The organism is Streptococcus mitis (assembly GCF_003942865.1).
GTDB lineage: Bacteria > Bacillota > Bacilli > Lactobacillales > Streptococcaceae > Streptococcus > Streptococcus mitis_BI.
The window spans coordinates 1-21,010 of record NZ_RJNZ01000006.1; the positions used below are offsets into that span (position 1 = coordinate 1).

16 protein-coding genes are annotated in these 21,010 nt (G+C 41.6%); 2 read left to right on the top strand and 14 right to left on the bottom strand.

The features are described 5' to 3' along the window. A partial coding sequence (locus D8845_RS05425; protein WP_125452750.1) for a YSIRK-type signal peptide-containing protein occupies positions 1-3,087 on the bottom strand: 3,087 nt, incomplete at its 3' end. A gap of 217 nt (positions 3,088-3,304) precedes the next feature. On the opposite strand from D8845_RS05425, the gene D8845_RS05430 reads away from it, so the two are divergent. After that, complete coding sequence (locus D8845_RS05430; protein WP_125452751.1) at positions 3,305-4,789, top strand: M protein trans-acting positive regulator PRD domain-containing protein; 1,485 nt, start codon at positions 3,305-3,307, stop codon at positions 4,787-4,789. 51 nt (positions 4,790-4,840) lie between these two features. Here D8845_RS05430 and yaaA read toward each other — a convergent pair whose 3' ends face one another. The 5 genes from yaaA to D8845_RS05460 all read right to left on the bottom strand — a co-directional run bounded on the left by yaaA (position 4,841) and on the right by D8845_RS05460 (position 10,814). Beyond that, on the bottom strand, positions 4,841-5,569 hold the full coding sequence (yaaA, locus tag D8845_RS05435) for a peroxide stress protein YaaA (protein ID WP_125452752.1): 729 nt from the start codon (positions 5,567-5,569) through the stop codon (positions 4,841-4,843). Between the two features lie 78 nt (positions 5,570-5,647). Next, entirely contained in the window at positions 5,648-5,812 is a 165-nt protein-coding gene (locus D8845_RS05440) for a YczI family protein (RefSeq protein ID WP_185757399.1), read from the bottom strand. Positions 5,813-5,982: 170 nt separating this feature from the next. After that, positions 5,983-7,578 (bottom strand): hypothetical protein, encoded by a 1,596-nt coding sequence (locus tag D8845_RS05450; RefSeq protein WP_125452754.1) that lies wholly within the window; start codon positions 7,576-7,578, stop codon positions 5,983-5,985. 11 nt (positions 7,579-7,589) lie between these two features. After that, on the bottom strand, positions 7,590-8,000 hold the full coding sequence (locus D8845_RS05455) for a peptide deformylase (RefSeq protein WP_125452755.1): 411 nt from the start codon (positions 7,998-8,000) through the stop codon (positions 7,590-7,592). A gap of 117 nt (positions 8,001-8,117) precedes the next feature. After that, a complete protein-coding gene (locus D8845_RS05460; protein WP_125452756.1) occupies positions 8,118-10,814 on the bottom strand; it encodes a cation-translocating P-type ATPase in 2,697 nt (898 codons plus the stop codon). Between the two features lie 307 nt (positions 10,815-11,121). Here D8845_RS05460 and mntE point away from each other — a divergent pair, with 307 nt between their 5' ends. Further along, on the top strand, positions 11,122-12,306 hold the full coding sequence (gene mntE, locus D8845_RS05465) for a CDF family manganese efflux transporter MntE (RefSeq protein WP_125452757.1): 1,185 nt from the start codon (positions 11,122-11,124) through the stop codon (positions 12,304-12,306). A 36-nt stretch (positions 12,307-12,342) separates the two neighbouring features. Here the strand turns inward: mntE and D8845_RS05470 are convergent, their stop codons facing one another. From D8845_RS05470 to cdaA, 8 genes are all read right to left on the bottom strand, one after another. Further along, positions 12,343-14,214, bottom strand: coding sequence for an ABC-F family ATP-binding cassette domain-containing protein (locus tag D8845_RS05470; protein WP_125452758.1), 1,872 nt, complete (start codon positions 14,212-14,214; stop codon positions 12,343-12,345). Further along, on the bottom strand, positions 14,211-15,410 hold the full coding sequence (locus D8845_RS05475) for a CCA tRNA nucleotidyltransferase (RefSeq protein WP_125452759.1): 1,200 nt from the start codon (positions 15,408-15,410) through the stop codon (positions 14,211-14,213). The genes D8845_RS05470 and D8845_RS05475 overlap by 4 nt, the downstream gene beginning before the upstream one ends. Further along, positions 15,407-16,174, bottom strand: coding sequence for a 4-hydroxy-tetrahydrodipicolinate reductase (gene dapB / locus D8845_RS05480; RefSeq protein ID WP_125452760.1), 768 nt, complete (start codon positions 16,172-16,174; stop codon positions 15,407-15,409). The genes D8845_RS05475 and dapB overlap by 4 nt, the downstream gene beginning before the upstream one ends. A gap of 378 nt (positions 16,175-16,552) precedes the next feature. Continuing rightward, positions 16,553-17,401: a DegV family protein gene (locus D8845_RS05485; protein ID WP_125452761.1), complete on the bottom strand. Its 849-nt coding sequence runs from the start codon at positions 17,399-17,401 to the stop codon at positions 16,553-16,555. A gap of 1 nt (position 17,402) precedes the next feature. Further along, positions 17,403-17,777, bottom strand: a complete 375-nt coding sequence (locus D8845_RS05490) for a DUF1149 family protein (protein WP_001050081.1) — start codon at positions 17,775-17,777, stop codon at positions 17,403-17,405. Between the two features lie 73 nt (positions 17,778-17,850). Beyond that, positions 17,851-19,203 (bottom strand): phosphoglucosamine mutase, encoded by a 1,353-nt coding sequence (gene glmM, locus D8845_RS05495; protein ID WP_125452762.1) that lies wholly within the window; start codon positions 19,201-19,203, stop codon positions 17,851-17,853. Between the two features lie 25 nt (positions 19,204-19,228). After that, positions 19,229-20,008, bottom strand: a complete 780-nt coding sequence (locus D8845_RS05500; protein ID WP_125452763.1) for a YbbR-like domain-containing protein — start codon at positions 20,006-20,008, stop codon at positions 19,229-19,231. Further along, the gene (cdaA, locus tag D8845_RS05505; protein WP_125452764.1) at positions 19,995-20,852 is read right to left on the bottom strand and encodes a diadenylate cyclase CdaA; all 858 of its coding nucleotides are present in this window, start codon (positions 20,850-20,852) and stop codon (positions 19,995-19,997) included. The genes D8845_RS05500 and cdaA overlap by 14 nt, the downstream gene beginning before the upstream one ends. Positions 20,853-21,010: the final 158 nt, after the last annotated feature.

Sequence of the window (21,010 nt, forward strand, 5' to 3'; positions counted from 1 at the left end):
TTTTGGACCTTTGATGTTGCCTGCTGGTTCCCATGCATTGTTCTTCTTAACGAAGACATCACCTGTTTCAGTATTTACGAAGCTATCTCCATCTTTGCCGTCTGTAGCTTTTGGATCTACTTTTCCGTTTAGTACTTCTTTACCGTCACGTCCTGCTTGTCCTGCAGCTCCGTCTTGACCATCTTTAACTACTGTTGTTTGAACAAGTGTGTCTGTTCCTTCTGTGTAGTTTCCATCGCCATCTTTGTCAATGTAGAAGGTTAATGTAGTTTGTTTCTTCGCATCATCTCGTTCTGCTTTGACTTTTGGTGTTTTTCCATCTTCACCGTTTTTAACGATGGTTGTTAATGATGGTTTGTTGTCTGGTTGCGTGATTGTGATGGTGTGTGTTCCGTTATTGTTGTCTGTAACGGTTACTGTTGGAGTGAAGCCATCTTTACCGTTCTCACCTTTATCGCCTTTAGGACCTTGTTTTCCATCTGCGATAACAACTTCTTTAAGTTTTGTATCTTCTGCATCAAATTTATTATTTTCATTTTGATCATAATAGAAAATAACAGTTGTTGTTTTATCTACTTCATTTCTATGAGTAGAAACAAGCGGGCTTGCACCATCAAATCCATCTCTAACTACTGTAGTAGTTATACCACCTTTACCATCGTTAATTGTAATTGTATGAGTTCCATCTTGCCCATCAGTTACTTTAACTGTTGGAGTTTTTCCATCTTCTCCTTTTGGTCCTACTGGTCCCGCTGGTCCTGCTGGCCCTTGTGCTCCTGTTGGTCCTACTGGTCCCGCTGGTCCTGCTGGTCCTTGTGCCCCAGTTGCTCCTGTTGGTCCTACTGCTCCCGCTGGTCCTACTGGCCCTTGTGCTCCTGTTGGTCCTACTGGTCCCGCTGGTCCTGCTGGTCCTTGTGCTCCTGTTGGTCCTACTGGTCCCGCTGGTCCTTGTGCCCCAGTTGCTCCTTTTGGTCCCGCTGGTCCTGCTGGTCCTTGTGCTCCTGTTGGTCCTTGTGCTCCTGTTGGTCCTACTGGTCCCGCTGGTCCTACTGGTCCTTGTGCCCCAGTTGCTCCTTTTGGTCCCGCTGGTCCTGCTGGTCCTGCTGGTCCTTGTGCCCCAGTTGCTCCTTTTGGTCCCGCTGGTCCTTGTGCCCCAGTTGCTCCTTTTGGTCCCGCTGGTCCTTGTGGTCCTTGTGCCCCAGTTGCNCCTTTTGGTCCCGCTGGTCCTGCTGGTCCTTGAGCCCCTGTTGGCCCTACTGGCCCTTGTGGTCCTGCTGGCCCTCTTTCTCCATCTTTAATATCTGTATTTAAAATTAGTTCATCTTGATTATTAAAGACACCATCACCATCTTTATCTAAATAAAATTTAATGTGATTCGTATCCCCTGTTTTATTTTGAGTTGCAGCAATTTTACCAATACCGTATTTCATTACACGCGGTTTAGCAGCTGTAACTATAGTAGCATCCCCTACAGGAAGTCCTAAAACATACTGATCTCCAAATTTATGAAGTCTGTAATCTTGTGATTTCTCTCCTTCTTTCCCTTCAGAAACTAACTCTGTAACTCCTTCTGCTAATTTAGTAGTTGGTATATATAAAGTTTGGAAATCCACTTTACTTTTAAAACTTGCTATTGAAACGTTAGCTGGATTAGGGTTTGCATCTAGGTATAATGGATCCGTTTCATAATAATAGTTAGAATTACTATATGGGTCATTACTAGTTGCAGCTCCACCACCACCTTGGTCTACGTTAAATTCAACTGGACGTAAACGAAGAGATAAGTCTCCGTTAGGGTTAGTTATAGGTAAAGTAAATCTAATCATTTGTGCAGCGTTTGTTTCTACTGCAGAATTCATACTATATCCTGAATGAGAAATAAAATTTGCACCTTTACCAATATTTCTAGTTTGAGTTCCATACCTAGTTGAAACAGTAGCACTAGAAGGTTCTCCGAATCCTGTTCCCTTATCTAAGATAAAGTTATTATTAACAAACTCTCTAGAATCACCTGGCGCAGAATAATTAATTGTAAAGTCAATTCTATTACCACTACGTACTGTCGTTACATCATAATGGATTTCTTGGCCACCACGTGAATGTCCTATACCACGAAATGAATGTGATCCCTGACTGATATCAGAAAATGCAATTGCATTTCCAGGATTTAAGATTGGTTTATTTTCTGGCCTAGCTGCTCTAAAACCACTTCCAGCCGCTCTAAAACCACTTCCTGCTGTTCTAAAACCACTATACCCCCTATCCAAATCTTCCTTACGGATAGCTGGATTTTGGCGAGCATCAGAAAGGCTCAAACCTGGTTTCAAGATTTCATTAGTAGATGCTGGAGCTGAAGTTGTTTCTACTTTGGCAGGTGCATTAGTTGCTAAAACGCTACTATCAACAGCTGAACGATCAGTTGTTGTAGCTGGTTTAGCTTCTTCTTTTGCTTCAACTACATCAGCTTTCTTCACTACTGGAGTTTCTGATACAGTCCCTCTATCAGAATTAGAACGAAGTTCTAGACCAATAATAGCTGATTGGATAGATGACTCTGCTGCTGATACTTCAGCTTCAGTCGCATCTGCTTTCCCAAGCAAACCTTGACCAGCTTGGATACTTGCTTGCAAGTTAGCAACACTTGCTTCTGTATATAACTTACTCTCAAGTTTTTTAGCACGCGAAAGAGCTGTTAACAATTTTGACTTGTCAACAGCATCTTTCTGTGTTACTTCTTCTTTTTTATCTTTTACTTCTTCAACTTTTTCTGCTGGCGCTTTAGCTTCATCAGTTTTAACTGGAGTCGTTTCTACTGGGTTAGCAACAGTTGGAGCTGCATAAGTTGTTTCTTTTTTAGGTGTAGAAACTTCTGCTGGTTTAGTAGCTTCGTTTACCTTATCAGCAGAGACACTATTAGTTGCCTCAGGATGTTGTTCCTCTGCTTGTACTGATTGCGTATTGGCAGCAGTTCCCAAGACTAAGGCTGTTCCGAGCAAGACACTAGCTGCACCAAAGTGATACTTACGAATGGAGTATCGTTGTTGCATGCTATACCAGTCAAATGATTTTTTATGTGAATGTTTCATTTTACACTCCTAGATAGTAATTTATAGTTTACAATTTACAACTATTTGAGGCATTAATCAATATTATCTATGAAATTAATATATCTGATTTCTGCACCATGGAGCCATATTTATTTTTTTTTTTTTTTTGAATTTAATGTACATATTTTTAATTCTTGTTTTTTTGTACAACATAATCATAATTATGATACAATATAATCTAGGAGGAATTACCTACATGCGAAACCTTTTATCCACAAAAGATCAAAGACAATTACGCTTAATGGAAATCTTAATTCAGAATCGTAATTGGCTGAGATTACATGTGCTTGCTGAAAAATTAGGATGTACAGAACGAATCCTAAAAAATGATTTAAATGAATTACGAACAGCTTTTCCAAATATTGACATCCAATCTTCCGTTAACGGAATTATGATAGATTTAGAAGTTAACACTAGTGTGGAAGACGTTTATCAATATTTTCTAGCCCATTCTCAATCTTTTCAATTACTAGAGTATATGTTTTTCAATGAGGGCCTGCCTATTTATCGAACGATAGAAAATCTTCACTCAAGTACTGCTAATCTCTATCGATTAGGTCGAAATATTACAAAAACTCTGTCAACTCAATTCCAAATTGAACTATCATTTACTCCATCCGAGATACGTGGGAATGAAACTGATATTCGCTATTTTTTTGCCCAATACTTTTCTGAGCGCTATTATTTCCTAGACTGGCCTTTTCCAGACCTTCCTGAGGAGGATTTAACAGAGTTTGCTGATTTCTTCTATAAAATCACGAATTATCCAATGCGATTTTCAATTTATAGAATGTACAAATTGATGATAGCTATCAGTATTTACCGCGTCAAAAATGGTCATTTTATCGACTTACCAAATCATTTCTTCGATGAATACTACCCTCTTTTGATGAATATTCCAAATTTTGAGGAGCTACTTGTCCATTTCTCTGAAAAACTGGGACTTGAAATCACTCCAGATATCATCGCCCAAATTTTTATATCCTTTATTCAAAACAATCTTTTCTTAGATCCTCAAGAATTCTTCAACTCTTTAGAAAAAAACAGTAAAGCAAGATACTCTTACCAATTACTGAGTCAAATATTAGAACGCCTAGCAAAACAATATAAGATTACTTTTACCAACCACGATGAGCTGATTTGGCATTTACACAACACTGCTTTCTTTGAAAGACAGGAAATCTTTTCTACCCCAATCTTATTTGAACAAAAAGCATTGACGATTAAAAAATTTGAAGTTTACTTCCCAGACTTTATGGGAAGTGCACGTCAAGAACTGGCTCAATACCGTCAAGCAATTGGACAGCATGACCATCCTGAACAGTTGGAACACCTGATGTACACCATCTTAACCCATGCTGAAAACCTCTCTACTCAGTTGTTAGAAAATCGACCACCTATCAAGGTTTTAATTATCAATAACTTTGACCATGCTATATCCCTTACCTTTGTTGATATGCTTTCCTATTACTGTAATAACCGCTTTACCTTCGATATTTGGGATGAATTAGAAACAAGTCCTGAGATTTTAAATCAGACAGATTACGATATCATCGTGTCTAATTTCTATATTCCAGGGATTACCAAGAAGTTTATTTGTCGAAACCATCTGTCAATCATGGATTTGGTCAATCATCTTAATACTTTATCAAATGAGATTCATATATCCAATACTTTATAAGTTATCAAAAAAGTCAGCATAATCGTGCTGACTTTTTCTCTTATCTGATTTCTATACTTCCTTTACAAAAACCAATTCCTGTTGCTGGGACAGGTCTTCTCGGTAGTTAAATCCTGCAAAGCTTAAGCGACGAGCTTCCTCCACTGTTTGAACTTGATTTTCAATCAGGGCTGTCAAGAAGGCACTACGCGCTTTCTTGGAAATAGTTGAATGAATCTTCAGCTGACCACCCTTGTCCTCCATGAATTTAAAGGTCACCATTTTTTCTCTGATTTCCTTAGAAAATACAGTCTCAAACTCGGACGACAAGAGAGAGAAAATCACTTCTTCCTGCTTCACAGCCTCATCATAGGCTGCCTTCCAATGGCTCTTCAAAGTCTTACCAGCGACTTTTAACTTCATCAAAAAATCCAAACGGTGAGGTGCCATGGGTGACAAGGCTGGAATAACACCGTACAAAGCCGAGGTAATGAAGACATGATTTTCAAGATAGGCTTGTTCTGCCTCGGTCAATTTATCTCGCTTGATATGGCGATACATGAGCCCATCAAAAAGTTTCAGAGCTGGATAGTGTTGGGCAGTTTGCCTTTTCAAAGCTTGGATATGTTGAAATTCCTCCGCTGCCTTCTCAGCTGAAACCTTGTAAAAACTCTCCAATTGACTAGCAGAATAGAGGGCCAAGGCATCCAGCACGGCCTGGCTTTCTGATTTTAAAGAAGTTGGTTCAATACTTGGCAAGTCTGTGTTCATTTCTTTTGCTGTTGGGATTAAAATTTTCATACTAATAGTGTAGCATATTTTTTTGCCGCTACCAAGAAATTAATCTGAAAAACCTCGGTTTGACCGAGGTTTTTCTGTTTATTTGGGCCATCCTAACCAGACAGCCACGAGAACAAAGGCTAGGCCAGCTAAGCTTGTTAAGATAGATAAGAATTTATCTTTTTTCTCCTTGAACTGAGAAAAACCTATCTTCAAAGCGAGCAGTCCGAGTAGCATTGAAGCAAGCATCACATAAAAGCCCATTTCTTTGTCCTCCATTAGTATTAATTTACCTTATTATAACATATATTTCTTAAATAAACCTTTTTTATACTCAATGAAAATCAAAGAGCAAACTAGGAAACTAGCCGTAGGCTGTACTTGAGTACGGCAAGGCGACGTTGACGTGGTTTGAATTTGATTTTCGAAGAGTATTACTGAACTTTAAAGGTCTTGAGATAATTGTCTTTTCCTACTTGACCTTCGAAGGTTTTACCATTTTCAAGGTAAGGAAGGTCATCTGATACTGAGGCCTTAACCTTGTAAATCTTGCCATCAACTTTAAAGAAGTAGACGGTGTCCCCCTTGATAACAGCTGATTTGAGGTCTGCTACCACACCCTTGATGCTTTCTGTGGTTTCATTATCAATTTCAAGGTCGTTTTTATTGGCGTACTTGCTGAGCAGTTCTTCCACTGTCGTTGCTACGATAACATTTTGGTACTCGACTGCGTCTACCAAAGCGTACTCTTTGACCAAGCCAGCATTGTCCTTCAAGCCCATGATGTAGAGAGGCTTGTCATTGAGGTTGATGAGGATTGGGAAGGTCGCCTTGTAGGATTTCTCTTGAACAGCACCTTCGGCTGATTCACGGGCTGATTCTTCGGTCGCAGAAGCCAAGCTATACTTAGTGATTTCTCCTGTCCGCATATTTTCTAGGATGAAACCAAGATTACTTTCATCTGCATTGGCCGACGTCACACCTGTGTAGAGATAAATGTCATTGCCGATAGACAAGTAATTATAGCCCTTGGTAGTCTGGGTCACATTTTTCTTGGAAATCATGGCATTCCAGAAACCGTCCTTGTACTTGCCGTTATAGTTGATTTGCTCAATAGTTTCCTCAGCTGGATAGACCCTGTCCACCCATTCTGGAACATCTGATAAGCTGTATTCCTTGGTCTCTCCATTTGTGGCGTCCAAGATAATGACTGAAGCAGGACGAGGAACCGCAAGCCCAAATTGCTTTTGGTAAACCGTTGCTACATAGAAAGGATTACCCTCATCGTCCACCTCGAAAGATGGAGTTTTGAAGATCTTGGTTGGGTACTTCAAGCGCAGGTGACGCTTGACATCACGGTTAAAATACTCCGAGTCAGAATATTTGATTGGCGTCTTCAAGTCCACCAAGTTGGCATTTCCAGTTACCATGTCCACCTTGATATACTCACCGATTCCCTTAGCTTGATTGTTAAACCATTTGATAGGATCTGCGTATTCTAGTGGTGTAACCCGATAAGGCTTCCCATCAATTGTCAATTGGGTATAGGTATCTGCCGCTACGTACTGCGACACCTTATCTGTTAGGGAACCCAAGTAGCGGTCCCCAATTTTTTCAGCAGTACTTCTATCTAAAATAGGAACCTTACTGGTATCAGTCTTAGGAAATTCAGTAAACTCTTTTTCAGTAACCGTGACTACATTGGCATAATTCTTAGCCTGAAAAATGCTAGAAGTCACCAAGGAAACCAAAGCTGCCAAGAGAAGAATTCCTCCAATAGAAGCTAAAAGGATTTTCCCTAACCGATTGATTTTGAAACCATCAAGATTTAAGGCAGCTTCCGCCTTGCCATGGCGCACATGAACCGTTTTGACAAGGTTTATCCCCTTGCCAAAACCAAATAAGATTGCTACAACCAGCAAATGCCCACAGAGGAAAAAGAGAAATTCCCAGCTGGTCAGGTTAAGAGGCGGTAAAAAGATATACCAGGTCGTTGCGATAAAAATAAGTTCGAAGACTATTCGTTTCATTTGCTTTCCTCCTAAATGATTCGTCCTTCCAAGTGATCCAGTTCATGCTGACAAATCTGGGCTGGGAAACCTGTCAAGGTAATGGTCTGTTCCTGCCACTTGCTGTCACGATAGGCAACCCTTATGGTTTCATAACGCTTAGTAGGTCTCACACCTGTCAAGGACAAACAACCTTCCTCTGTCTCATAAGGTCCGTCAGAGGACAGGAGCACTGGGTTAAACATGACCACAGGAACCAAGCCCAGATTAAAGATAATCACGCGCTTCTGCACCCCAATCATATTGGCAGCCAGACCGACACAAGTCTCACGATTCGCTAAAAGTGTATCCTGCAAATCTCTGGCAAGATACAGATCATCCTGATTTGCCGGCTGAGACACCTGAGATAAAAACAAAATATCCTTTACAATTTTCTTTTCCACTTCTGCTCACTCCTCTTGCTTTTTACTATATTATAGCAATTATAGCACAAAAGCCGATAACTGCAAGCCCTTTCCCTTAACTGTAGCAAAAAGCCATCCGAAGATGACTTTTTCTTTTTAAATCGCATTCTTGTCAAAACCGAGTTTACGTTGAACAAACTTAACGATTTCGACAATGATAATCATTGAGAAGCTTCCAGCCATGACGATTCCCCATTGTGACAAGTCTAGTTTGGTTACGTGGAAGATTCCTTCAAGCGGTTCTACGACGATTGTTGCCATGAGAAGGATGAAGGATACCAAGATGGACCAGTTAAATGTCTTAGACTTGAATGGACCAACTGTCAAGATGGATTGGTAAACAGACTTGACATTGTAGGCATGGAAGAGCTGAATCAAACCAAGGGTTGCAAAGGCCATAGTAAGAGCATCCGCATGAATGGCATGATTGTCACCCACATGAACTGGGTAAACAATCGCAAGTCCATAAACACTCATAACAATAGCTGCTTGGAGTACACCTTGATAGATGATAGAACTCAAAACACCACCTGAGAAGAAGCTTGCCTTGCGTCCACGTGGTTTATGGTTCATGACACCAGGCTCCGCAGGTTCAACACCTAGAGCGATAGCTGGGAAGGTATCCGTTACCAAGTTAATCCACAAAAGATGAACTGGCTGCAAGACATCCCAACCAAACAAGGTTGATAGGAAGATGGTCAATACTTCAGCAGTATTGGCAGAAAGTAGATACTGAATAGTCTTTTGAATGTTTGAGAAGACCTTACGTCCTTCTTCAACTGCAACAATAATAGTCGCAAAGTTATCATCTGCAAGAATCATGTCAGAAGCCCCCTTAGAAACCTCTGTACCAGTGATTCCCATACCGATACCGATATCGGCTGTTTTCAAAGCTGGCGCATCATTAACACCGTCACCTGTCATGGCAACGACTTTACCTTGTTTTTGCCAAGCCTTGACGATACGAACCTTGTGTTCTGGAGACACGCGGGCGTAAACAGAGTATTGACCAACGACTTTTTCAAAGTCTTCATCTGACAGTTCGTTGAGTTCAGCACCAGTTAAAACGTGACCTTCTGTATCGTTTGCATCAATGATTCCCAAACGTTTGGCAATAGCTTCTGCAGTGTCTTGATGGTCACCCGTAATCATAATTGGACGAATTCCCGCTTCCTTAGCCACACGAACAGCCTCAGCAGCTTCAGGACGTTCAGGGTCAATCATTCCAATCAAACCAGTAAAGATTAAATCATTTTCAAGCTCTTCAGAAGTCAGGTTCTCTGGAATGCTATCGATAATCTTATAAGCACCTGCAAGGACACGCAAGGCTTGGTGAGCCATTTCAGAGTTGTTTGTGTGAATGAGGTTTGTAACCTTCTCGTCAATCGGAGCAATATCCCCAGCCTTATCACGAAGAACACAACGTTTCAAGAGTTGGTCTGGCGCACCTTTAACAGCTACGAGGAAGCGTCCATCTGCAAGTGGATGAACTGTTGACATGAGCTTACGTTCAGAATCAAATGGCAACTCAGCCACACGAGGATATTTCTCTAAAAATCCTTTGACATCGTAACCCTTGTCCAAGGCATATTGGATAAAGGCTGTTTCTGTTGGGTCACCAATCAGGTTGCCTTCAACATCAATTTTCGTATCATTGGCCAAAACAACTGAACGAAGAAGGGGCATTTCAAGACCCAGTTCAATATCATCAGCTGAGTCATGTAGGACTGCATCGTAGAAGACTTTTTCGACTGTCATCTTGTTCATAGTCAGCGTACCAGTCTTATCAGAAGCAATGATTTCTGTTGAACCAAGTGTTTCTACTGCTGGCAACTTCCGAACGATAGAGTTTCGTTTGGCCAAAACTTGAGTACCAAGGGCAAGAACGATAGTTACGATAGCTGGTAGCCCTTCTGGAATGGCTGCAACGGCAAGGGCAACAGAGGTCATCAACTCACCGAGTGGATTTTTCCCTTGAATGAAGACTCCAACTACAAAAGTAACAAGTGCAATGACCAAGATAGCATAGGTCAAGACCTTAGAAAGGTTGTTCAAGTTTTGTTTAAGTGGTGTATCTGTCTCATCCGCATCTTGAAGCATGCCAGCGATATGACCAACTTCCGTGTACATACCTGTATTGACAACAACACCAAGACCACGACCATAAGTCACATTTGAGTTTTGGAAGGCCATATTGACACGGTCACCAATACCAGCATCTGCAGCAAGTTCAACTGTCAAGTCTTTTTCGACTGGCACAGACTCACCTGTAAGAGCCGCTTCTTCAATTTTAAGAGAATTGGCTTCTAGCAAACGTAGGTCTGCTGGTACTACATCACCTGCTTCGAGGGCAACAATATCACCTGGTACCAATTCTTTAGAGTCAATCTCAGCCATGTGCCCATCACGAAGAACGCGAGCAGCTGGACTAGACATAGATTTGAGGGCTTCGATGGCTTCTTCTGCTTTTCCTTCTTGGTAAACACCAAAGGCAGCGTTGATGATAACCACGGCTAGGATGATAATGGCATCTGCGATATCTTCCCCACCAGAAGTCACGACTGACAAGATTGCTGCCGCAACTAGGATGATAATCATCAAATCCTTAAATTGCTCGATAAATTTGACCAGGATTGATCGTTTCTCGCCTTCTTCGAGTTCATTGTGGCCAAATTCGGCAAGGCGCTTTTCCGCCTCACTTGATGACAAACCTTGCTCGGTCGCATCCACAGCCTGCAAGACCTCTTCAGGACTCTGAGTGTAAAACGCTTGGCGTTTTTGTTCTTTTGACATGTGTCTCCTCCTTGACATTGTGTGCAAAACAGACTCTCTTTTCCCTCATCGTATCTTTTCACGACAAACAAAAAGAGACCTGTTAATCATAACAAGTCTCGCTGTTTAAGATAGTGCCGGAAAGCATACTTTTCAGTATAAAATTCGGAATGACGACACTATCACAGGTTTCTGCCAGCTACTCCCTTGAGTAGTACTATTATACCAAATTTTGAAAAGTTTTCAAAGAGTAAAAACTGCCTTATTTGAATTTTCCCTTGAAAACCAGTATAATGGTAGAATGCTATATGACTAGAAAGGAAGTTGAATGAAGCAATCTATCTCAAATCTCAAGTTAGCTGAGCGCGGGGCCATTATCAGCATTTCGACCTATTTGATCTTGTCTGCAGCGAAATTAGCAACTGGGCATCTTCTTCATTCATCCAGTTTGGTGGCTGATGGTTTTAACAACGTGTCGGACATCATTGGAAATGTAGCCCTTTTGATTGGGATTCGGATGGCGCGCCAGCCTGCAGACCGTGACCACCGTTTTGGTCACTGGAAGATTGAAGATTTGGCTAGCTTAATCACTTCCATAATTATGTTTTATGTTGGCTTTGATGTGCTGAGGGATACCATTCAGAAGATTATCAGTCGTGAAGAAACGGTCATTGATCCTCTGGGCGCAACTCTAGGAATCATTTCTGCAGCGATTATGTTTGTGGTCTATCTCTACAATACTCGCCTTAGTAAGAAATCTAACTCCAAGGCACTGAAAGCCGCTGCTAAGGACAATCTTTCCGATGCTGTTACCTCACTTGGTACGACCATTGCAATCCTGGCTAGCAGTTTCAATTATCCGATTGTGGATAAACTGGTTGCCATCATCATCACTTTCTTTATCTTGAAAACTGCCTATGATATCTTCATCGAGTCTTCCTTTAGTCTTTCAGATGGTTTCGACGACCGTCTGCTTGAGGACTATCAAAAGGCTATCATGGAAATTCCCAAAATCAGCAAGGTTAAGTCCCAAAGAGGTCGCACTTACGGTAGTAACATTTACCTGGATATCACACTAGAGATGAATCCTGACTTGTCAGTTTATGAAAGCCACGAGATTGCGGATCAAGTCGAGTCTATGCTGGAGGAACGTTTTGGCGTCTTTGATACCGATGTCCATATCGAACCAGCACCTATCCCTGAGGATGAAATTTTAGATAATGTCTATAAAAAATTGCTCATGCGTGAACAATTGATTGACCAAGGAAATCAACTGGAAGAACTCTTGGCTGACGATTTTGTCTATATTCGTCAAGATGGAGAACAGATAAACAAAGAGGCCTATAAAGCCGAAAAAGACTTGAATTCTGCTATCAAGGACATCCAAATCACTTCCATCAGTCAGAAAACAAAACTCATCTGCTATGAGTTAGATGGCATCATCCACACCAGTATCTGGCGTCGCCATGAAACCTGGCAAAATATCTTTCATCAAGAAACTAAAAAAGAATAGAGAAATCCTGTCATGAGACGGGATTTTTCTATTCTTCTAGCTATCAAAGTCACTTAGATATTCATAGCGTTCGTATTTTTCAAGAAGTGCTTCGTTTTTCTCATCTAGCTCTTTCTGAAGAGTCGCTAGTTTACTAAAGTCAGAGCCGTTGGCCTGCATCTCCTCTTCAATAGCAGCGATACAATCTTCCAAGACTTCAATATCGCTTTCAATACTTGCCCACTCCTGCTTTTCTTGGTAGGTCATGCGTTTCTTGTCTTCTCGAACCTTGACGACTTTTTCCTTTTCGGCTTTTTGAACTTGATTGGCCATCTCTGTTTCAAAGACTTTTTCATCAAGATAGTCGGTATAATGACCAAAGAAAGGACGAATCTTGCCATCCTCAAAAGCGAGAATCTTAGTCGCTACCTTATCCAAGAAATAGCGGTCGTGACTAACAGTCAAAACTGGACCAGCAAAGCCTTGTAAGAAATTCTCCAAAACTGTAAGAGTAGCAATATCCAAATCATTGGTCGGCTCGTCCAAGAGAAGAACATTTGGTTTTTCCAATAGCAATTTGAGGAGATAAAGACGTTTTTTCTCGCCACCTGACAATTTCTCAATCAAGGTTCCATGCGTCGAACGTGGGAAAAGGAACTGCTCCAGCAATTCCGCAATCGAAGTCGTAGAACCAGCGCTGGTCTTGACCTCCTCTGCCACTTCCTGCAGGTAATTGATCACTCGCTTGCTTTCATCCAAGCCCTCAATTTGCTGAGAGAAATAGGCGATGCGAACAGTTTCCCCAATCACAACTTGGCCTGCTGTCGGCTCAAGACTGCCTGCAATCAGGTTGAGCAGGGTTGATTTTCCAACACCGTTGTCCCCAACGATTCCGATACGGTCTTTGGCCTGCACCAAGAGATTAAAGTCTTGCAAAATAGGCTTGTTTTCATAGGCAAAGGAAACATCCTGAAACTCGATGACTTTTTTCCCAATACGACTGGTCTCAAAGTTCATGGTCAAGTCTGTCTCAGCAACTCCACCTGAAACTTCTTTCTTCAAGTCATGGAAACGATTGATACGAGCCTGCTGCTTGGTCGCACGCGCCTGCGGTTGTCTGCGCATCCAGGCCAATTCTTGTTTGTAGAGTTGTTCTTTTTTGTGAAGAAGAGCCGCGTCACGCTCATCCTGTTCCGCCTTAAGGCGAACATAGTCCTGATAATTGCCCTGATATTCGGTCAAGCCTGCGCGATCCAATTCGAAAATACGAGTTGACAAAGCGTCTAGGAAATAACGGTCATGGGTAATAAAAAGGACGGTCTTCTTAGAATTTTTCAAAAAGAGGGTCAGCCACTCAATAGTTGCAATGTCCAGATGGTTGGTCGGCTCATCCAAAAGCAAAAGGTCGTGATTGCCAAGTAAGACTTGCGCCAACTGGACCCGTCTTCTCAGACCACCTGACAATTCTCCAACTGGAGTAGATAAGTTCTGAATACCCAGCTTGCTGAGAACCGTCTTGACCTGACTCTCAATTTCCCAAGCTTGGAGAGAGTCCATTTCAGCCATGACCCGTTCCAAACGCGCCTGCTTGTCCTCACTGTAGTTGAGCATGATCAATTCATACTCACGAATGAGCTGGATTTCCTTGAGGTCACTAGATAGAACCGTATCCAAGACCGTCTTGCTATCATCAAAATCAGGGTCTTGGGTCAAGTAACCAATCTGGTAATCATTTTTAGCTGAAAAAGGACTGACATCCCCATCAAAGCCAGAAACACCAGAAAGAACATCTAAAAGGGTGGTCTTCCCTGTTCCATTGACACCAATCAGACCAATTCTGTCTAGGTCATGGATGATAAAGGAAATATCCTTAAAAACGGTCTTGTCACCGACGGATTTACTTAGTTTTTCAACGATAAAATCACTCATTTTTTCTCCCTTAGATAAGCATGGATGGCTTGTCGGTCATTTTCCAATGTTCCATCGACAATGGCATATTCAATCTCTGTTAAAATCTCTCCCAAGTCTGGACCTGGTTGAAAGCCATATTCCTTAATCAAAATGCCACCATTAATCTGAATTTCTTTCTTGTCATGAATGGTCAAACTCTGATAGGTTTCTGTGATAACTTGTGGGTTGACTGGTTTTCCCTGAGCCTGACGAAGACTTTCAGCCTGTAAAAGTAAATCTAAATCAAAGCGATAACAATCGCGCTTGCTCAATTCTCCCTTTTCACGCGAGGCCAAAATAGTCAGCAAATCCTGAACTTGCTTGGCAAACTGACGTGAGGTCTTCCAAGCCTTCAAAAAGGGCTGCGCATTTTCAATCTCCAAAGCCCACAGTAGAGCCGCCCAGGCTTGTTCAGATGATTCAAAAGTAAAATCAGTCTCCAAATCAAACAGTCTGTTGAGCTTATCCTTGCTAGATACCATATCAGGAAGGTAGTCATAAGCTTGACTCTCAATCATGGAAGCCAAGCCCCTTCTCCAAAATGGAGCCAGCATGAGTTTATCAAACTCGACGAAGGTACGCTCTACAGAAATTTTCTCCAAAAGCGGTGTCAAGGTCTTCATAGCTTCAAATGTTTCTGACTCAAGTTCAAAGCCAAGACTGGCCTGAAAACGGAAACCACGCATAATCCGCAGAGCATCTTCGTTAAATCGCTCACTAGCTACTCCAACTGCTCGCAAGACTTGGTTTTCCAAATCCTCTAAACCATGGAACAAGTCAACGATTTCTCCTGTCTCATCCAAGGCAAAGGCATTGACTGTAAAATCACGGCGTTTGAGGTCTTCTTCTAGCGAGCGAACAAAAGAAACCGCACTAGGTCTGCGATAGTCCACATAGACATCTTCTGTCCGAAAAGTAGTCACCTCATACTCCTCGTCCCCATCTAAGACCAAGACAGTTCCATGCTCGATTCCGATATCGGCTGTTCGCGGAAAAATCTGCTTGGTCTCTTCTGGATAAGAAGACGTCGCAATGTCCACATCGTGGATGGGACGATTGAGGAGGGCATCTCGAACAGAACCCCCAACAAAATAGGCTTCAAAGCCTGCTTCTTTAATTTTTTCTAATACTGGTAAAGCCTTCTGAAATTCAGAAGGCATTTGCGTTAATCTCATAATAAGTGTTCTAATCCATAGACAAGCTCATGACGCTTGACAACTTCTTTAATTCCCAAATTCACCCCTGTCATGAAGGAGCTACGATCATAGGAGTCATGACGGAGGGTCAATCCTTCTCCCTGATTGCCAAAGATGACTTCCTGATGGGCTACCAAACCTGGCAAACGAACTGAGTGGATACGCATACCATCAAAGTCGGCACCACGGGCACCTGCAATCAATTCTTCCTCATCAGGCGCACCTTGCTGGATTGACTCTCGAACTTCTGCCATTAACTCAGCTGTTTTAATAGCTGTTCCACTCGGGGCATCCTTTTTCTTATCATGATGGAGCTCGATAATCTCCACATTTGGGAAATATTTGGCAGCTTGCGTCGCAAATTGCATGAGTAAGACAGCACCCAAGGCAAAGTTAGGAGCGATCAAGCCACCCAAATCTTGGGCACGAGAAAATTCTTTTAGCTCTGCAATTTCTTCACTTGTGAAACCTGTTGTTCCAACTACTGGAGCAAAGCCATTTTCAAGAGCAAAATGTGTATTTTCGTAGGCAACATTTGGAGTAGTAAAATCTACCCAGACATCCGCTTCAAAGCCTGCTAAATCAGCCTTATCCTTGAAAACAGGAATTCCTTGCCATTCTAACTCAGACTCAAAGGGATCCAAAACTGCTACCAAGTCCAAGTCTGGATCAGCCAAGACCATCTGACAAGCAGCCTGGCCCATCTTTCCCTTAAAACCAGCAATAATTACTCGAATACTCATCTCTACTCCTGACTAAGATACAAAGGACGTTAGCTGCCCATGAAAAATAGGGAATGACGCTGACTTTCCATGAAAGGCAAGTCAGGCATCTTTTTTCAAGAGGTAGCTAGTCCGTGTTCAATTTCTAAGATACAAAGCCTGTAGGAACACAAAGTGAAAATAGGAGTTCTGATCAAGAAGTGTCTACTCCTTGGAAGAACTATCTTTTTCACACAGGGTTCCAGGTGTGTTCAATTATCAAGATACAAAGGACCTTAGCTGCCTATGAAAAATAGAGAATGGCGCTGACTTTCCATGAAAGGCAAGACAGGCATCTTTTTTCAAGAGGCAGGTAGTCCGTGTTCAATTGCTATTTCTTAACTAGCCTAGAAACGCCAACTAAATCACTGGAATATAACCCAGAGCAATGCTTCCTGCTCCTAAGTGTGTTCCAATGACACTACCAAATGTAGCAAGTGAAATATCTGTACCCACTCCAGATTCAAGTAAGTGCTGACGCAATTCTTCAGCCTTTTCAGGAGCATTTCCGTGAATGACAATGATACGGTATTGGCCTGAAGCTGTGGCTTCCTTGATAATCTCAATTAAGCGCTTGGTTGCTTTCTTTTCAGTACGAACTTTTTCGTAAACTTCAATCACACCTTGGTCATTAAAATAAAGAATCGGCTTAATGCTTAGCAGATTGCCCAAAATAGCAGCTCCATTTGAAAGGCGTCCACCTTTAACCAAATGGTCCAAGTCATCCACCATGATGAAAGCAGAGGTATGACTAATTTGAATAGCTAGCTTATCTTGAATGATGGCAAAATCATCGCCCTGGTCTCGCCAATTAAAGACACTTTCAACCATGATACCCAGAGGAGCACTTGTAATCAAAGTATCTGGAAAAGCAATGGTTAATCCCTCATAATCATCGACCATGTACTGGATATTTTGGTAAAAACCTGAAATTCCAGAAGATAGGAAAAGCCCCAAAGCATGGGTATAGCCTTGTTCTTTGAGCGAAGTTAGAATCTCATCTAACTTGGCAATACTTGGTTGACTGGTCTTAGGCAATTCAGAAGCCTGAGCCATTTTTTGGTAAAATTCCTCAGCAGTCAGATTGATGCCCTCGACATACTCCTCACCATCAATATTGACAGGAATATCCAAGACGTACAAATCTTCTCTTTGCAAGGTTTCTGCACTGAGATAGGCAGAGGAATCTGTGATAACAGCTAATTTCATATTAGAACTCCAAATTGATTCCTGGTAAGTCTAATGCAATTTCAGTTACTTCGTAAGTCAAACGGTTGAGCATGTTCAAACATGGACGAGCCAAGGTTTCCACTTCTTCTTGGTTCAATTCACTTGGTTCGTTAACAATACGACCATCGATATGGTTCACCTGAGAAATAGTTCCACTGATGACAAATTTATCAAATACAATCATAAAACTCAAGACAACAATCAAGGAAGTCACTTGATTTTCTTGGTCATGTTGAATTAATTGGAAGTTCACATCCACCTTAGTTTCAGGAGCTCCATTTTCATTTTCCCATTCAAAATTACGCGCATCAAAATGATACTGACTAACAAATTCTTGTTCACGTTTAAGATTCATGTCTTTCTCCCTTGGCTACAATATTATAAGCTATTGTACCATAATTTTTTATTTTCATCTAGTTTTCTAGGATTTAGTCAATCCCGATTTCAGCTCGAACTACGTCTGCGATGGTATCAACATAGTAGTCTACTTCTTCTGTTGTAGGCGCTTCTGCCATAACACGCAAAAGGGGCTCTGTTCCACTTGGGCGTACTAGGATACGGCCATTCCCTGCCATTTCTTCTTCCATCTTCTCGATGATAGCCTTAATAGCTGGCACTTCCATAGCCTTTTCCTTCATAGCATTTTCCACTCGGATATTGACTAATTTTTGTGGATAAATGGTTACTTCTGCTGCCAAGTCTGACAAACTCTTACCAGTTTCCTTCATGATTTTAGCCAATTGGACGGCAGACAATTGACCATCACCTGTGGTATTGTAATCCATCAAGATGACGTGACCAGACTGTTCACCACCAAGATTGTAGCCTGATTTTCTCATTTCTTCCACAACATAGCGGTCACCAACTGCAGTGACTGCCTTGTTAATGCCTTCACGGTCCAAGGCCTTGTGGAAACCAAGGTTAGACATAACAGTTGTCACGATTGTATTTTGAGCCAATTGTCCTTTTTCAGAAAGGTATTTTCCGATGATGTACATAATCTTGTCACCATCAACGATGTCGCCATTTTCATCAACAGCAATCAAACGGTCACTGTCTCCATCAAAAGCCAAACCAATATCTGATCCGCTTTCTTTGACCACTTCTTGAAGGGTTTCTGGGTGCGTTGAACCAACATTAAGGTTGATATTAAGACCATCTGGTGTTTCCCCTATAACAGTCAATTGAGCTCCAAGGTCTGCAAAGATTTGACGGGCACTTGTAGAAGCGGCACCATTAGCTGTATCCAAGGCAACCTTCATTCCATCAAGAGGAGTTCCAGTTGAAACAAGGTAGCCCTCATACTTACGCAAACCTTCTGGATAATCTACCAAGGTTCCCAAGCCTTCAGCACTTGGACGAGGAAGAGTATCTTCTGCAGCATCTAACAAGGCTTCAATTTCTGCTTCTTTTTCGTCATCTAGTTTAAAACCATCACCGCCAAAGAACTTAATTCCATTATCAAGGGCTGGATTGTGGCTAGCAGAAATCATGACACCAGCACTTGCTCCTTCAGTTTTTACCAAGTAAGCTACTGCTGGTGTTGCAAGGACACCAAGTTTGTAGACGTGAATCCCTACAGAGAGGAGACCTGCCACCAAAGCAGATTCTAGCATTTCCCCTGAAATACGTGTGTCACGTCCTACAAAGACTTTCGGTGCTTCCGTTTCATGTTGACTAAGAACATAGCCTCCAAAACGTCCTAGTTTAAAAGCCAATTCTGGCGTTAGTTCTACGTTAGCTTCTCCACGGACTCCATCAGTCCCAAAATATTTACCCATTTTTATAAAATCCTTTTCCTATTTTTTAATTCGTTTTTGAACTATTTGATTTAGTTGACGAAGACGTCTCCGACGAACTACTTGCACTTGAATTAGATGCACTTGAACTCGATACCACAGGTTTTGTAGTTACCTTCATTGTCGTATCAAACGGAGTAATAACTACTGGTAAGACTACCCCGTTGCGATCAATAGCCTGCAAAGGTACTGAACCACTATAATTACCCGTAATCCGTTCGCTAGTAGGCAGAAGCGCAATAACTTTGTCAATCTTCGCTAATGTTTCCTGATCTGTCGTAACCGAAACCCGTTCATTTGACACGGTTACACTATCAATTTGCAGCTTGGGATCAATCTGGTTTTGGTCAACTTGTGGCACAACAATCATCCCATCTCGCTTAACCTTCTTCCCAACTTTTACTGTAATCTTTTGAGGCGTTGCCACAGCAGTCATTCCATTTGGAAGATTTTCAATATTCAAGGGAACTTCAATCGTTCCAACACTGACATCCGTCAAATCCGCTGTGACCTTAAACTTACGAGTACTTTCCTGCATTTCGCTGGCCAAGGTCACACGATTGGCTCCTGTAAGTACAACCGAGACCTCTGATGCAAATCCGCTAATGAAATACTGGTCATCATCGTAATGAATATCGATAGGAACATTTGTTATCGTATTGGTGTAAGTTTCTGATTTGACCTGTCTTACAGTATTGTTATTTTGAAAATTAGTCGATGTTGCATAGATGAATAAGACACAAGCAAAAAAGAGAGATGAGATAATATATAAGCTATTTTTTCTCATTTTTCCAACCTCCTAGCAAACGGTCCCTGAAACTGACTTTTTCCTCAACGGCTGGCAAAAGAATTCTTCGTAGCTCTGCTTCAAATTCTTCAATCGTCAAGTCGTGCTTGAAAACACCGTTATAGGTAATAGAAATGCCACCTGTTTCCTCTGAGACGATGAAGGTCAAGGCATCCGACACTTCTGATAAACCGATAGCCGCCCGGTGTCTGGTCCCAAATTCCTTGGAAATCCCTGTCCTTTCTGTTAAGGGTAGATAAGCAGAGGTGACTGCAATCCGATTTTCTCTGATAATCACAGCACCATCATGTAGAGGAGTGTTGGGGATAAAGATATTAATAAGGAGTTCAGCTGAAATATTGGCATCCAAAGGAATCCCTGTCGCAATGTATTCTTGCAAGGTCCGAACTCGTTGGATGGCAACCAGAGCACCAATCTTACAAGGACTCATATATTCAACCGACTTGACAAAGGCACGAATCATTTGCTCCTCTGCACTAATTTGAGCAGTAGAAAAGAAATCTGTTGCCCTTCCCAAACGTTCCAAACCAGTCCGAATCTCTGGAGAGAAGATAACAACCGCAGCAATAACTCCATAGGTGATAATCTGATTAATCAACCAAGAAATCGTTGTTAAACCAAGGATATTGGCCACAACCTGGGCTAATACAAAGATCACGACCCCACGCACCAAAATCATAATCTTGGTGCCAGCTATCGCTTTTGTAAAACGATATAAAATATAGGCCACAATCAAAATATCAAACACATTGATGGCAATACTCCAAGGACTAGAAAACAAGCTAGTCCAATATTGCAGGTTGGATAATTGTTGAAAGTTCATCTGCTGTCTCCTCTCTGTCCAAACACGTTCCTTTCTATTATACCATTTTTCTGACATTTTTTTCCCTATCCTACTTCATTTTAAATTAAAGAAAAAATATGATAAAATAAACTGATACTCAATGAAAATCAAAGAGCAAACTAGGAAGCTAGCCGCAG

Excerpts from the sequence above, each read along its gene's own strand:
- D8845_RS05440 (WP_185757399.1), bottom strand. The coding sequence starts at position 5,812 with ATGGGCTTTTATGTGATGCTTGCTTCAATGCTACTCGGACTGCTCGCT.
- D8845_RS05430 (WP_125452751.1), top strand. The coding sequence starts at position 3,305 with ATGCGAAACCTTTTATCCACAAAAGATCAAAGACAATTACGCTTAATG.
- yaaA (WP_125452752.1), bottom strand. The coding sequence starts at position 5,569 with ATGAAAATTTTAATCCCAACAGCAAAAGAAATGAACACAGACTTGCCA.
- D8845_RS05475 (WP_125452759.1), bottom strand. The coding sequence starts at position 15,410 with ATGAGATTAACGCAAATGCCTTCTGAATTTCAGAAGGCTTTACCAGTA.
- dapB (WP_125452760.1), bottom strand. The coding sequence starts at position 16,174 with ATGAGTATTCGAGTAATTATTGCTGGTTTTAAGGGAAAGATGGGCCAG.
- D8845_RS05485 (WP_125452761.1), bottom strand. The coding sequence starts at position 17,401 with ATGAAATTAGCTGTTATCACAGATTCCTCTGCCTATCTCAGTGCAGAA.
- cdaA (WP_125452764.1), bottom strand. The coding sequence starts at position 20,852 with ATGAACTTTCAACAATTATCCAACCTGCAATATTGGACTAGCTTGTTT.
- glmM (WP_125452762.1), bottom strand. The coding sequence starts at position 19,203 with ATGGGTAAATATTTTGGGACTGATGGAGTCCGTGGAGAAGCTAACGTA.
- D8845_RS05470 (WP_125452758.1), bottom strand. The coding sequence starts at position 14,214 with ATGAGTGATTTTATCGTTGAAAAACTAAGTAAATCCGTCGGTGACAAG.
- mntE (WP_125452757.1), top strand. The coding sequence starts at position 11,122 with ATGAAGCAATCTATCTCAAATCTCAAGTTAGCTGAGCGCGGGGCCATT.
- D8845_RS05460 (WP_125452756.1), bottom strand. The coding sequence starts at position 10,814 with ATGTCAAAAGAACAAAAACGCCAAGCGTTTTACACTCAGAGTCCTGAA.
- D8845_RS05450 (WP_125452754.1), bottom strand. The coding sequence starts at position 7,578 with ATGAAACGAATAGTCTTCGAACTTATTTTTATCGCAACGACCTGGTAT.
- D8845_RS05500 (WP_125452763.1), bottom strand. The coding sequence starts at position 20,008 with ATGAGAAAAAATAGCTTATATATTATCTCATCTCTCTTTTTTGCTTGT.
- D8845_RS05490 (WP_001050081.1), bottom strand. The coding sequence starts at position 17,777 with ATGAATCTTAAACGTGAACAAGAATTTGTTAGTCAGTATCATTTTGAT.